This is a genomic window from Ramlibacter sp. (assembly GCF_050250995.1).
In the GTDB taxonomy this organism is placed as follows: domain Bacteria; phylum Pseudomonadota; class Gammaproteobacteria; order Burkholderiales; family Burkholderiaceae_C; genus Ramlibacter.
Genome location: NZ_JBFWNP010000017.1, coordinates 47,758 through 61,570, shown reverse-complemented (window position 1 = coordinate 61,570; position 13,813 = coordinate 47,758). Strand labels below are relative to the sequence as shown.

12 protein-coding genes are annotated in these 13,813 nt (G+C 68.2%); 1 reads left to right on the top strand and 11 read right to left on the bottom strand.

The window, feature by feature from the left end:
* Positions 1-245: 245 nt before the first annotated feature.
* The 6 genes from AB7E83_RS13420 to AB7E83_RS13395 form a co-directional block, all read right to left on the bottom strand.
* Positions 246-791, bottom strand: coding sequence for a disulfide bond formation protein B (locus AB7E83_RS13420; RefSeq protein ID WP_428570210.1), 546 nt, complete (start codon positions 789-791; stop codon positions 246-248).
* Between the two features lie 102 nt (positions 792-893).
* Entirely contained in the window at positions 894-1,982 is a 1,089-nt protein-coding gene (locus AB7E83_RS13415; RefSeq protein ID WP_428570208.1) for a sulfate/molybdate ABC transporter ATP-binding protein, read from the bottom strand.
* Entirely contained in the window at positions 1,979-2,872 is an 894-nt protein-coding gene (gene cysW, locus AB7E83_RS13410) for a sulfate ABC transporter permease subunit CysW (RefSeq protein ID WP_428570206.1), read from the bottom strand. The genes AB7E83_RS13415 and cysW overlap by 4 nt, the downstream gene beginning before the upstream one ends.
* On the bottom strand, positions 2,869-3,750 hold the full coding sequence (gene cysT, locus AB7E83_RS13405) for a sulfate ABC transporter permease subunit CysT (RefSeq protein WP_428570204.1): 882 nt from the start codon (positions 3,748-3,750) through the stop codon (positions 2,869-2,871). Before cysT ends, cysW begins: the two co-directional genes overlap by 4 nt.
* A 4-nt stretch (positions 3,751-3,754) precedes the next feature.
* Positions 3,755-4,747, bottom strand: coding sequence for a sulfate ABC transporter substrate-binding protein (locus tag AB7E83_RS13400; RefSeq protein WP_428570202.1), 993 nt, complete (start codon positions 4,745-4,747; stop codon positions 3,755-3,757).
* 81 nt (positions 4,748-4,828) lie between these two features.
* Positions 4,829-5,587: an IclR family transcriptional regulator domain-containing protein gene (locus AB7E83_RS13395; protein ID WP_428570201.1), complete on the bottom strand. Its 759-nt coding sequence runs from the start codon at positions 5,585-5,587 to the stop codon at positions 4,829-4,831.
* 130 nt (positions 5,588-5,717) lie between these two features.
* Here AB7E83_RS13395 and pobA point away from each other — a divergent pair, with 130 nt between their 5' ends.
* Positions 5,718-6,893 (top strand): 4-hydroxybenzoate 3-monooxygenase, encoded by a 1,176-nt coding sequence (pobA, locus tag AB7E83_RS13390; RefSeq protein ID WP_428570199.1) that lies wholly within the window; start codon positions 5,718-5,720, stop codon positions 6,891-6,893.
* A gap of 3 nt (positions 6,894-6,896) precedes the next feature.
* Here the strand turns inward: pobA and AB7E83_RS13385 are convergent, their stop codons facing one another.
* From AB7E83_RS13385 to AB7E83_RS13365, 5 genes are all read right to left on the bottom strand, one after another.
* Positions 6,897-8,858, bottom strand: a complete 1,962-nt coding sequence (locus tag AB7E83_RS13385) for a response regulator (protein ID WP_428570197.1) — start codon at positions 8,856-8,858, stop codon at positions 6,897-6,899.
* Complete coding sequence (locus AB7E83_RS13380) at positions 8,851-9,309, bottom strand: response regulator (RefSeq protein ID WP_428570195.1); 459 nt, start codon at positions 9,307-9,309, stop codon at positions 8,851-8,853. The genes AB7E83_RS13385 and AB7E83_RS13380 overlap by 8 nt, the downstream gene beginning before the upstream one ends.
* Positions 9,310-9,325: 16 nt before the next feature.
* On the bottom strand, positions 9,326-11,509 hold the full coding sequence (locus tag AB7E83_RS13375) for an ATP-binding protein (RefSeq protein ID WP_428570193.1): 2,184 nt from the start codon (positions 11,507-11,509) through the stop codon (positions 9,326-9,328).
* Positions 11,510-11,845: 336 nt separating this feature from the next.
* Positions 11,846-12,829 carry a tripartite tricarboxylate transporter substrate-binding protein gene (locus AB7E83_RS13370; protein WP_428570192.1) on the bottom strand — a complete coding sequence of 328 codons (984 nt, stop codon included), beginning with the start codon at positions 12,827-12,829 and terminating at the stop codon, positions 11,846-11,848.
* A gap of 152 nt (positions 12,830-12,981) precedes the next feature.
* Complete coding sequence (locus AB7E83_RS13365; RefSeq protein WP_428570190.1) at positions 12,982-13,791, bottom strand: beta/gamma crystallin-related protein; 810 nt, start codon at positions 13,789-13,791, stop codon at positions 12,982-12,984.
* Positions 13,792-13,813: the final 22 nt, after the last annotated feature.

The window sequence follows — 13,813 nt, the reverse complement described above, 5'->3', positions numbered from 1 at the left end:
AGACAACGATCACCGCCAAGGGGACGACAACCGTGCCGGCTGGCGTGCGCAATCGGGTGCAGGCGGAGCCGGGGACGCAGCTGGTGTGAGCGGTCATGCCCGATGGAACCATCATCGTGCGTGCGAAGGCGAAGTCGCCTGCCGAACTCGCGGGGGCTCTGTACGCGCCGAAGGGGAACCGCGTTTCGCGCCGAGAACTTTGATATCCGGCGCCAAGAACGCGAAACGAGGCCTGCGAGCGCAGGTTACCCGCGCATCGAGTAGGCCGGCGACGAAGGCGACGGACGCGAGCGGCCGAGATGCCGCGCGATGAGGACGAGGCCGACCAGCGCGAAGAAGCAGAAGCACAGGAACGACCAGTTGGCGATGGAGCCGCCCAGGAAGGTCCAGTCGATCTTCGTGCAGTCGCCGCTGCCGCGGAAGATCATGGGAATCGCGCGCTTGAGCGGAAACGTCTCGATCATCCCGTAGAAGTCGCGGCCGCACGACGCGACCTCGGGCGGATACCACTGCAGCCAGCTCTGGCGCGCCGCGACGAAGGCGCCGAAACCGGAGAACAGGACGATCAGGCCGCTCGTCGCAAGCAAGGCGCCCCGCGACTTCAGCGCGGCCCCGATGGCCGCGGCCACCCCGACGAGGATCAGCGCATAGCGCTGCACGATGCACATCGGGCAAGGCTCGAGCCCCACGACGTGCTGCAGGTACAGCCCGAACGCCAGCATGCCCACGCATGCGAGGGCGACGAACGCCAGAACGCGCCGGGGCGCGTTGTCGAACCAGTTCAATACCATGGACCTTCCTGCATTTTCCAGAGCGACCGCGGAACCGGCTTCGCCGGGCCGCAGGTGGCGCCCCCTTGAGGGGGAAGCGCCGTCAGGCGCTTCGGGGGTGGGTCAATTTTCCACAAATACGCGGGCGCGACGGGGTGTCACCACGAGCGTATCACCCTCCCTGAACCCGAGCTCCTTGAAGTGCTGCGACGGAATCTGCGCTTCGATCAGGGACTCTGGGTTGCCCTTGTCGATGGGTTGGTTGCCGTCCTTCGGAATAAGTTCCAGTCGAGCTATCGGGCCCACCACGATCGCGCGCTGCAACTGCACCACGATCCCGGTGGCGCCGGGCGAATAACGCTGGACGTCGAGGTCGTGCGGCCGCACGTACGCGAAGGCCTTGGCGTTCTGCGCATCGGCGTGCTCGGGCGAGTCGATCTGCAGGCCGTCGATATGCACCTCGCCCTCGTGCGCCCGCCCGTGGAACAGGTTCACGTCGCCGAGGAAACCGTAGACGAAGGGGCTCGCGGGATGGTCCCAGACCTCCTGGGGCGAGCCCACCTGCTCCACCCGGCCCGCGTTCATCAGCACCACGCGGTCGGCGACCTCGAGCGCCTCCTCCTGGTCGTGCGTGACGAAGATGCTGGTGACGTGCAGGTCGTCGTGCAGGCGGCGCAGCCAGCGCCTGAGCTCCTTGCGGACCTTGGCATCGAGCGCGCCGAAGGGCTCGTCGAGCAGCAGCACCTTGGGCTCCACCGCGAGCGCGCGCGCCAGGGCAATGCGCTGGCGCTGGCCGCCGGAGAGCTGCGACGGGAAGCGGTCGGCGAGCCAGTCGAGCTGCACGAGGTTCAGCAGGTCGTGAACCTTCTGCTTGATCTGTGCGTCGCTCGGCCGCGTCGCGCGCGGCTTCATGCGCAGGCCGAAGGCCACGTTCTCGAACACCGTCATGTGCCGGAACAGCGCGTAGTGCTGGAACACGAATCCGACCTGGCGCTCGCGCACGTGGACGTCGGTCGCGTCCTCGCCCGCGAACAGGATGCTGCCGGTGTCGGCCGTCTCCAGGCCCGCGATGATGCGCAGGAGCGTCGTCTTGCCGCAGCCCGACGGACCCAGCAGCGCGAGGAGTTCGCCCCCCGCGATGTCCAGGGAAACGTCCCTCAACGCATGGAAATCCCCGAACCTTTTGCTGACGTTGCGTACTTCTATGCTCATGCAAGTTTCTCCTGCGCCATCGGCCGCTCCGGCGGCAATTCCGCCGCGGCCCTCATCTCGCGCTCGTGCTTCCACTCGGCCGCCGACTTGATCGCCAGCGTCACCAGCGCGAGCAGCGCCAGCAGCGAGGCGACCGCGAACGCCGCGACCGACTGGTATTCGTTGTAGAGGATTTCCACGTGCAGCGGCATGGTGTTGGTCTGGCCGCGGATGTGGCCGGACACGACCGACACCGCGCCGAACTCGCCCATGGCCCGCGCATTGCACAGGATCACGCCGTAGATCAGGCCCCACTTGATGTTGGGCAGCGTGACGTACCAGAAGGTCTGCCAGCCGGTCGCTCCCAGCACGATCGCGGCCTGCTCCTCCTCGTTGCCCTGCGCCTGCATGAGCGGAATGAGCTCGCGCGCGATGAAGGGAAAGGTGACGAAGATGGTCGCGAGCACGATGCCCGGCACGGCGAACACGATCTTGATGTCGTGCGCCGCGAGCCACGGGCCGAACCAGCCCTGCGCGCCGAAGACCAGCACGTAGATCAGGCCAGCGACGACAGGCGACACCGAGAACGGGAGGTCGACCAGCGTGGTGAGGAAGGCCTTGCCGCGGAACTCGTACTTGGCGATGCACCAAGCCGCCGCGACGCCGAACACGAGGTTCAGCGGCACCGCGATGGCAGCGGTGATCAGCGTGAGCCGGATCGCGGCCCAGGCATCGGGCTCCTTCAGGCCTTCGAGGTAGGCGCCGAAGCCCTTGCGCAGCGCCTCGGTGAACACGGCGGCAAGCGGCAGCACGAGGAACAGCAGCACGAAGACCAGCGCGATCCCGATCAGCGTGTTGCGCACCCACGGCGCTTCCGTCGTGCTGATGCGCCTTTGCGCGAGATTGCTCATGTGCCCCCCGCCCGCTTGCGCTGCCAGGCCTGCAGCGCATTGATGACCAGCAGCAGGATGAAGGAGAAGATCAGCATCACCACGGCCACGGCCGTCGCACCGGCATAGTCGTACTGCTCCAGCTTGCCGATGATGATGAGCGGCGTGATCTCGGACACCATCGGCATGTTGCCGGCGATGAAGATGACGGAGCCGTACTCGCCGATCGCGCGGGCGAAGGCCATCGCGAAGCCGGTCAGGAGCGCCGGCGTGATCGAGGGCAGGATCACCTTCATGAAGGTTTGCATGCGCGTCGCGCCGAGGCTCATCGCCGCCTCCTCGAGTTCGCGCTCCGACTCCTCGAGCACCGGCTGCACCGTGCGCACCACGAACGGCAGGCCGATGAAGATGAGCGCGATGACGACGCCGTTGGGGTTGAACGCGAGCTTGATGCCCATCGGCTCCAGGTACTGCCCGATCCAGCCGTTGCCCGCGAGGAGCGCGGTGAGCGAGATGCCGGCCACCGCCGTCGGCAACGCGAACGGCAGGTCGACCAGCGCGTCGACGATGCGCTTGCCGGGGAAGGTGTAGCGCACCAGCACCCACGCCAGCAGCAGGCCGAAGACGACGTTGACCGCCGCGGCGACGAAGGACGCGCCGAAGGTGAGCTTGTACGACGCCAGCACGCGCGGCGACGTGACCGCCATCCAGAACTGGTCCCACGACATCGTGAACGTCTTGAGCACGAGCGCCGAGAGCGGAATCAGGACGATCAGGCACAGGTACAGCAGCGAGTACCCGAGCGTGAGGTTGAAGCCGGGCAGCACCTTCTTGCTGCCGCCCCTCGAAGTAGAAGCGGCCCCGGGTAAAGGGGCCGCGAGGCTTGCGCCTGCCGACATGGTCTTACTTCACCGTATAGATCTTGTCGAACTGGCCGCCGTCGTTGAAGTGGACCTTCTGCGCCTGCGACAGCGAACCGAAGTACTCCGACACGGGCACCAGGGTCAGCGGCTTGAACTTCGCCGCGTTCTTCTTGAGCACGTTGGCGTTGCGCGGTCGGATGTAGTGCTTGGCGGCGATCTCCTGCGCTTCCTCGGTGTAGAGGAAGTTCAGGTAGGCCTTGGCGACCTCGGCCGTACCCTTCTTGGCCACGGTCCGCTCGACGACCGCGACCGGGTTCTCGGCGATCACGCTGATCGAGGGATACACCACGTCGACCTTGTTCGCGCCGAATTCACGGTTGACCGACTCGACTTCGGACTCGAAGGTGATGAGCGCATCGCCGATATTGCGCTGCAGGAATGCCGTGGTCGCGTCGCGGCCGCCGCGCGCCAGCACCGGGACGTTCTTGTACAGCTTGGACACGAACTCGGCGGCCTGCGCATCGGTGCCACCCTTCTTGCGCACGTAGCTCCAGGCGGCGAGATAGGCGTAGCGGCCGTTGCCGCCGGTCTTGGGGTTCACGACCACCACCTGAACGCCCGGCTTGACCAGGTCGTCCCAGTCCTTGATGCCCTTGGGGTTGCCGTTGCGCGTGAGGAACAGCATGGTCGACGTCGTCGGCGCCGCGTTCTCGGGGAAGCGCTTGTTCCAGTCCGCCGCCACGACGCCCTTTTCGGCGAGGAATTCGACGTCGGTCGTCGTGTTCATGGTCACCACGTCGGCATCGAGTCCGTCGACCACCGCGCGCGCCTGCGCGCTGGAGCCCGCATGCGACTGCTCGAGCTTCACGTCCTTGCCTGCCGTCTTCTTGTACCAGGGCACGAAGGCGGCATTGATGTCCTTGTAGAACTCGCGCGCGACGTCGTACGACACGTTCAGCAGCGTCTGCTGCGCCGAGGCTGCTCCGCCGACAGTCAGCGCGAGAGTGGCTAGAAAAATCTTGAATTTGCTCATGGACAAATTGTGGGTTCGCCGCTTTAAAACCCAAACGAATATATCGTTGTTTATTTATCCTCAATCCCTTCTAAGGAACCCTCACAAGAGCGGGCGCAGCTCTCTCGCGGCATCCATCAGCAGGGAAATTAGGTCTTTCTGAGTCGTTTCGCTGCCCAGCCGTTCAGGCGCGGCCACGACATTGATCGCCGCGACCACGTGCCCTCGCATGTCGCGCAGCGGCACGGCGAGCGCATGCACGCCGAGTTCGTGTTCGTCGCGCGCGACGGCGTAGTCGCGGCTGCGCACCTCGTCGATGAGCGCGCGGAACTTCTTGGGATCGGTGAGCGTGTGGCTCGTGAGTCGGGCGAGTTCGCGCCCCTTCATCCAGTGCGTGAAGGCGGCCTTGCCCATCGCGGCGAGCAGCACGCGGCCGGTCGAGGTCGCATGCGCGGGCAGGCGAGCGCCCAGGTGCAGGCCGTAGGCGAGCAGGCGCGTGTGTCCGCTGCGCGCCACGATCACGACCTCGTCGCCGTCGCGCACGACGACCGAGAACGCCTCGCCCGCCTGCGCGGCGAGCCGGTTCAGGGTGGGCTGCACGGCCCGCGGGAGCCGGGCCGATGCGAGGTAGCTGCCAGAGAAGCGCAATACCTTCGGCGAGAGCCAGAACCAGCTTCCGTCGGTTTCCAGATAGCCGAGATGCGCCAGCGTCAGAAGATGCCGCCTGGCCGCCGCGCGCGTCAGGCCGGCGCGCTGCGCGGCGAGCGTGGCGTTCAGGCGCTGCCGTGCAGTGTCGAAGCTCTCGAGCACCGCAAGGCCCTTGGCGATTCCGGCGATGTAATCGGCGTGGGCGATGGACACGATGGCAGCCTTTTCACTTTGCAGTTGCGCGATGATCGCGCAACTGCGGCGATGATCGCACACGGTCCCCTGGACGGGCTGGCGCCCTTCCCCGCCGCCTCCTATCCTTCCCGGCAGGAGACGCAGTTCAATGAAAACCCAGGTCGTGATCGTCGGCGCCGGCCCCTCGGGCCTCCTGCTCGGCCAGTTGCTGCACAAGGCGGGCATCGCCAACGTCATCGTCGAGCGGCAAAGCGCGGACTACGTGCTGGGCCGGGTGCGGGCGGGCGTGCTGGAGCAGGTGTCGATCGACCTGCTGGACGAACTGGGCATCGGCGCGCGCATGCACCGGGAAGGGCTGGTCCACGAAGGCATCGAGCTGCTCTTCAAGGGCGCGCGCCACCGCATCGATTTCCCGGCGCTGACGGGCGGCAAGACGGTCATGGTGTACGGGCAGACCGAGGTCACCCACGACCTCATGGATGCGCGCCGGGCCGCGGGCCTGCCGACGATCTACGAGGTGGGCGAGACCGCGACGCTGCACGATTTCGACACGTCGAAGCCGATGGTGCGCTACCGCAAGGACGGGGCCGAACACACGATCGAATGCGACTTCATCGCCGGCTGCGACGGCTTCCACGGCGTGAGCCGCGCGAGCGTGCCGAAGGGCGCGGTGCGCGAATTCGAGAAGGTCTATCCCTTCGGCTGGCTCGGCCTGCTGGCCGAGGTGCGGCCGGTCTCGGACGAACTGATCTACGCCAACACCGAACGCGGGTTCGCGCTGTGCTCCATGCGCAGCATGACGCGCAGCCGCTACTACCTCCAGGTGCCGCTCGCGGACAAGATCGAGGCATGGTCCGACGAGGCGTTCTGGAACGAACTGCGCCTGCGTCTCGACCCCGAGGCGCGCGAACGCCTGGTCACCGGGCCGTCCATCGAGAAGAGCATCGCGCCGCTGCGCAGCTTCGTCGCGGAGCCGATGCGCTTCGGCCGCCTCTTCCTCGCCGGCGATGCCGCGCACATTGTGCCGCCCACGGGCGCGAAGGGACTCAACCTCGCGGCGTCCGACGTGAAGTACCTCTCGCGCGCCTTCGCCGAGTTCTACGAGGAGAAGAGCGAGGCGGGCATCGACCACTACTCCGCGAAGACGCTGGCGCGGGTGTGGAAGGCCGAGCGCTTCTCGTGGTGGTTCACGCAGCTGATGCACCGCTTGCCCGACAGCGGCGAGATCGGGCAGCGGCTGCAGGAGGCCGAGCTGGAATACCTGGTGAACTCGAAGGCGGCGTCGACGGTGCTGGCGGAGAACTACGTGGGCCTGCCGCTGTAGCGTCTACGTCGCCGTCCGCCGCGCGATCGCGCGTTCCAGCGCCTTGTGGACCGCCTGCGGCTCCGCGGGCTTCACGAGGTGATCCGCGAAGCCCGCCATCGCCGAGCTGCGCAGGTCCGGCGCGGCGCCATAGCCGCTGAGCGCCACCACGGGGTAGCGCGCGCTCAGCTCGCGGCCGACGTCGATGCCGCTGCCGTCCGGCAGGCCCAGGTCGGTGAGCACGACGTCGAACCCGCCGTCGCGGCCCAGTTCGAGCGCCGACCTGCACGTCGCCGCATGCGTCACGCGCCAGCCGTAGGCCTCGAGCAGCATCTTCATCGTCTCGGCCGCGTCCACGCTGTCTTCGACCAGCAGCACATGCAGCGCATGGCCGTCCTCGTCGTCCTGGGCCGGCCCCGCTTCTCCCGGCGCTCCGGCCACCGCCTCGGGCGCCAGCGGCAGTTGCAGCGTGAAGGTCGAGCCCTGGTTCCGCCCCTCGCTGTGGGCCGTGAGTTCGCCCTGATGCTGCCCCACCAGTCCGCGCGCGATCGCCAGGCCGAGGCCGAGGCCGCCGAAGCGGCGCGTCACCTCGCGGTCCGCCTGCTCGAAGGCGACGAAGATGCTGCCGATCGCGTCGGGGTCGATGCCGATGCCCGTGTCCTGCACCATCAGCGTGAATTCGCGCCGCGTCGACGTTGTGCGGATGCGGATCGTGCCGCCCGCCGTCGTGAACTTGACGGCGTTGCGCACGAGGTTCCACAGCACCTGCTGCATGCGCGCCGAATCGGCGTTGACGCGGCACGAGGCGGCGTCGAGTTCGAGCACGAGCTGGAGTTCGCCGTCGCGCAGCGGCTCCTCGAGCATCTCGACGACCGCGGCCACGAGCTTGTGCATGTCCACCGGCTCGAGCTTCAGCGACACCTTGCCCGCGGAAATGGCGGTGAGGTCCAGCAGATCGTCGATCAGCCGCGCCTCGAGCGCGACGTTTCGCCGGATCATGGGCAGCAGGTCCCGGAACTTCTCGGGCACCGTCACCACGCGCTCCAGCAGGACCGACGCCGTGGAGATCGGGCTGAGCGGCGTGCGCAATTCGTGCGAGAGGATCGCGAGGAAGCGGTCCTTCGCCTCGTTGGCCCGCTCGGCCTGCGCCTTCGCCGCACGCAGCGCTTCCGCGTCGCGGTAGTCCGCGGTCGCATCGCGCAACACCTTGCAGAAGCCGCTGTGCGCATGCTGCGCGTCGAACAGCGGAACCATCACGCCCTCGGCCCACAGCGCGAGGCCGTCGCTGCGCATCATCCAGCGGTTGTCGTCGGCGGCGCCGGTCTCCAGGGCCAGTCGCATCTCGGTCTGGAGAACGCGGGCATCGCGGTCCTCGGGCGTGAAGATCGCCTGCGCGGTGCGGCCCAGCATCTGTTCGCGTGTGTAGCCGAAGATGTCGTGCGCGGCGCGGTTCCAGGAGGTCACCGCGCCTGAAGGGTCGAGCAGGATCACCGCATAGTTGCGCAGCGCATTGACCACGCGGTCGTACACGTCGTTCGCCGTCGTCAGCTCGCTTTGCGTGCGGCCGAGGGCCGCGCGTTCCCGCGCCTCGCGCAGCGCGCGCCGCAGCACCACGGGCAGGCGCGCGAGGCGGCCCTTGCTCACGTAGTCGGTCGCGCCGCGCTTGAGCATCTCCACCGCGTTGTCCTCGCCGATGACGCCCGAGACGAAGATGAAGGGAATCTCCGGCCGCGTCGCGCGCGCGTGCGCCAGCGCCTGCTCCCCGCTGTAGCCGGGGATCTCGTAGTCGGAGAGGATGACCGACCACGGCCGCGAGGGAAGCGCCGTCGCGAAGCCGGTCTCGTCACGCACCACCGTCAGCCGCGCGTTCGGCCACACGGCCAGCAGGCTCTCGCGCAGGAGCTCCGCGTCGAAGCGCGAATCCTCGAGCAGCAGCACCTCGAGCGCCGCCTCTTCGACTTCGCGCTCGATGGCGCCTTCAGTCATGGCGGCGCGCCGCCTTCATCGAGCCGGGCGGCGGTTCGTTGAGAACGGCCCAGAACACGCCGAGGTCCGAGATCGCGCGCACGAACTGGTTGAACTCGACCGGCTTCACCACGTACGCGTTGACGCCGAGCTCGTAGCTGCGCACCACGTCCGACTCTTCCTGCGACGAGGTGAGCATGACGATCGGCAAGCTGCGCAGCAGCGGGTCGGCGCGCACGAACTGCAGCACCTCCAGGCCGTTGACCTTCGGCAGCTTGAGGTCGAGCAGCACCACCGCCGGATTGCCCGGCGCGCGCCCCGCGAACATGCCCTCGCGCTGCAGATATTCCAGCGCCTGCGCGCCGTCGCGCACGACGATCACCTCGTTGGCGAGCTGGCTGCGTTCGAGCGCGACGAGCGTCAGCTCCAGGTCGCGCGTATCGTCTTCCACAAGCAGGATCGGTTTGAGCATTCCTGGCTTTCCTTCTTCAATCCTCTTTCCCGACGGGCGCTTCCGGCAGGACGAATCCGAACGTTGCGCCCTGCCCCGGCTCTCCCTGCGCCCACACCGAGCCGCCGTGGCGCTCCACGATGCGGCGCACGCTGGCCAGGCCGATGCCCGTGCCCTCGTACTCGTCGGCCTGGTGCAGGCGCTGGAACACGCCGAAGAGCTTGTGGACGTACTTCATCTGGAAGCCGACGCCGTTGTCCGCGATCTCGACGCCCACGCCCTCGGGCCGGCGCACGGAAGAGATGCGGATCGCGGGCGACGATTGCTGCCGCGTGTACTTGCACGCGTTCGCGAGCAGGTTGCGCAACACGATCTGCAGCAGGAACGGGTCGCCCCACAGCGCGGGCAGCGGCTTGTCGATCGTCCAGGCAATCGTGCGGCCGGACTCCTGCCGGGCGCATTCGGCGACGAGTTCGTCGACGAGCCCCTCGGTGTCGATCTTCGAGCGCTTCAGCGATGCGCGTCCCATGCGCGAGAAGTCGAGCAGCGCGTCGACGAGATGGCCGGCGAATGCGGCAGCCTCCTTCACGTGCGCCAGGTAGCGCTGCGATCGCTCGCCCATCGCCTTGCCCTCGGCGTCCATCACGAGGTCGACATAGCCCGCGATGTGGCGCATCGGCGCGCGCAGGTCGTGCGAGACCGTGTACGAGAAGGCTTCGAGTTCCTTGTTGACGCGGCCGAGTTCGGTGGCGACTTCGGCGAGTTCCTCCGCGCGCCGCAGCACCACGCCGATGAGCGCCTGGCGCAGGTCGGTCGCCGCGGCCAGCTGCGCCGCCTGCCACGGCGCCGAGCGGCCCCGCACGCGCTGCATCCAGCTGTCGAAGCTGCGCCGCGGATGGATGCGGCCGTCGCTCGCGCGCGGTTGCTTCGTGGGATCGCCGGCCCAGCGCACGGTGCGCACGAACTCGGGCCGGAACCAGATCACGAGGTGGCGGTGGAACTGGGAAATGGACAGCGCCAGCACGCCTGTGGCGCCGGCCCCGGCATCGCAGCCGGGGCAATCCTTCTGCAGCTGGTCCGTGTGGACGACCGGCCCGCCCTGTTTCACGACCCAGTTCGCGATGGCCTGCAACTGTTCGGCGGGCGGCACCTCCCCGACGGTCCACACCTCGTCGTTCAGCATGACGGCGGCCCCGGTCGCGTCGGCGATGCGCAGCAGCGGCGCGGGCTCGCGCACCATCTGCTTGAGCGAGGCGTCGCTGTCGGAGAGATGGGACACGATCTCCAGCGTGAGCCGGCGCAGCTCGAGCCGACGCGCGACGTCCGCCGTGTCCTCGAGGGCGCCGACCTGCATCGACAGCAGGCGGCCCAGATGCTCGCACGCCGCGCGCTCGGCGAACGCGAGGTGGCGCGGCTCGTGATGGTGGCACGAGATCAGTCCCCACAGCTCGCCCCGCACCACGATCGACACGGACATCGACGCGAGCGTGCCCATGTTGCGCATGTATTCGAGGTGGACGGGCGACACGCTGCGCAGCGCCACCATCGACAGGTCGATGTCGCGCGGACGCAGACCGGGGTCGAAGCAGGCGAGGTCCACCGGCACGTAGTTCGCGTCGGGGATCAGGCGGATGTGATTGAGCCGGTAGAGCGCGCGCGCCTGCGCGGGCACGTCGGCCCCCGGAAAGTGGTGGCCGGCGTACGACTCGTAGCCGGGGTCGATGCGCTCGGCGAGCACCTCGCCGTGGCCCTCGTCGCCGAAGCGGTAGACGAGGCAGCGGCCGAAGCCGGTGAGGCGCTTCATCTCGTCCGCGGCGACCTGCGCCAGCTCCGCGATGCCCGAGACGCGCTGCATCGCCGGGGGAAAGCTTCGCGCGAGCGAATACAGGGGCGACTGCGTCCCGGTGTCGCTCTCGTCGGGCTCGAACTCCACGAACAGCTTTTCGCCCAGGCGGTGGGCCGATGCATGGACACGCCGGCCCTCCAGCTGCAGGCGGCCCAGCCCGGCGGGCGCCTCGCCGTCGCGCAGCGATGCGGGGTCGATGGCGGCCGCCTTCACGGCGGCGCGCGCGGCCTCGACACTCTTCCAGTTCGTGCTGTAGGCGAGCAGCCGCGTGCCGTCCGCGGACAGCACCACCAGCCAGCCGTGGGGCTGGATCGCGCCCGGGACACGAATGGGCTCGTCGGCGCACTGCGCGAGGTCAGCCTGCGGCACGCTCACGCAGGGCTCCTTCGTAAACGGCGCCGAGCGCATCGAACGTCTGATGGGGGACGCCGCAGGGAGGTCGCTTCGCGAAGGCGGGAAAGCGCAGGTGAAATGGACGCGGGTGGCGTCGGTGAGCCGGACTCTGGATTCATCGATCGGTGGATTGGTCCCGGTCGAGCATCCCAGAGCGGGAGGCCTCTTGACGTAGGACAAAGCCGACACCGGCCTTGGCGGCCGGCGGCACTTTTATGCAGGTGTTTCCGACGCCAATTAATTCTCGGGTGGCGCTGACACCACCCTTGCAACCGCACCCTCTCCGGCGCGGTTGCAAGGCCGTCCAGGAGGAAGGAATCAGTCCGCGAACGCGCCAGCCGCGCGAATGACCGGTCCCCACTTGTCGATCTCCGACTTCAGCCAGGTCTGCAGGCCTTCGGACGTCAGCTTGCTGTCGGGCACGATCTCGGCGCCAAGGTCGGCCATGCGCTTCGTGACGTCCGGGTCCTTCAGCGCCGTGCGCACGGCAGCGTTCATCTTGTCGAGGATCGGCCTCGGCGTGCCCTTGGGCGCATAGATGCCGTGCCACACGACAACCTCGAAGTCCTTCAGGCCCTGCTCGTGCAGCGTGGGGGCATCGGGCAGCGCCTTGATGCGGTTCTTCGTCGTGACGCCGTAGAACTTCACGTTGCCCGACTTGATGTGCGGAATGGTCTGCGTGGTCTGGTCGCACAGGATGTCGACCTGGCCGCCGAGCAGCGCGTTCATGGCGGGCGCCGTGCCCTGGAACGGCACCGCCGTGAGCTTCACGCCGAGCGCGCGCTCGAGCATCAGGCCGCACAGCTGCGACACCGCGCCCAGGCCGGCGTTGGCGAGGTTGATCTTCGAGGCGTTGGCCTTGACGTAGGCCTGGAATTCCTTGAAGTCCTTCGCGGGGAAGTCCTTGCGCGCGAGCAGCGTCATCGGCACGTCCACGGCCTGGCTCACGAACTCGAAGTCGGTGAGCGGGTTGTACTGCAGCTTGCGGTACAGGGCGGTGGACGTCGCCATGCCGTTGTGATGGATGAAGAAGGTGTAGCCGTCGGGATTGGCCTTCGCGACCTGCGATGCGGCCACCGTGCCGCCGGCGCCGAGCTTGTTCTCGATCACGACCGTCTGGCCGAGCGACTTCGTCATGGACGCGCCCAGCGTGCGTGCGACGACATCGGTGGGGCCGCCCGCGGCAAAAGGCACCACGAGGGCGATGGGCTTGGTGGGCCAGGCGGCCTGCGCGTGAACGGCCGCGGCGGATGCGAGGCCGGCGACGGCCGCGAGCGCGGCGAGGATGCGGGGGTACTTCATGGGGTCTTTCTCCTGCGGGGATGGATATTCGCGACCCGCGAGCGTAGCGCAGACGCGCGCGCCGCGTTCCCCGGATATGCCCTTGGAAACGCGGCCGCGCGCGCATGGCGCGTGCGGAGCGGAACCTGCCGCTCCGCCCCCTCCCCGGCGGATTACATCCGGGGTTCGCCGCGCGCGTTCACGACAATCGTGGCGCCGGGCGCGTTCTGCATCTGGACGCGGTGCTCCTGCCCGCGGTAGTTGTAGCTGACCTCGTAGTACGCCGGCGTGGCGCTGGTCGGCACGGTGGCGCAGCGCTGCACGTCGCGCGTCGCGACGCCCGAGCCGCCGCCGCCCATGTTGTTGCCGACGACCGCGCCGCCGATCACGCCGGCCGCCGTGGCCACGTCCTTGCCGCTGCCGCCGCCGATCTGGTGGCCCAGGATGCCGCCGATCACCGCGCCGGCAATGGCCGCGCCCGGGTTGGTCTGCTGCTGCGGTGCAGCCACGGCCTGGCGCTCGACCCAGCAACGTTGCTGGTTGCCCTGCGTGACGACGGCGCGCGACCAGTTGACCGGCACCTCGTAGGTGCGCTCGTTGGCGCGGCGGCGATATTCGTAGGGCTGCGAGGTCATGGCCTGCGGCTCGAGGTCATAGCGGCGGCCTTCGGAGGCCGGGCGCACCGACGAGATGTTCCATGCGAGGCCGCTGCCGCGCAGGTTGTCGTAGCTGCCGCGGCGCAGCACCGCGCAGCGGCCTTCGAAGCGGGGCATTTCGCAGACTTCCCAGCGGCCGCGATCCACGACGACCGAGCCGGCGCTGTCGCCCAGGCCCTGGCGGTCCATGTTGCGGATCGGCTTGTCCACCGTGACCGCGCGGCCGCGGAAGTTCTCGCGCTCGTAGAAGGTGATGGTGGCCATCGCTTGCGTGGCAAGCAGGACGGTCGCCGCCGCGACGGCGGTTTTCAGGGTGGTGTTCAGCATGGGATTCTCCTTTTCATTGCTT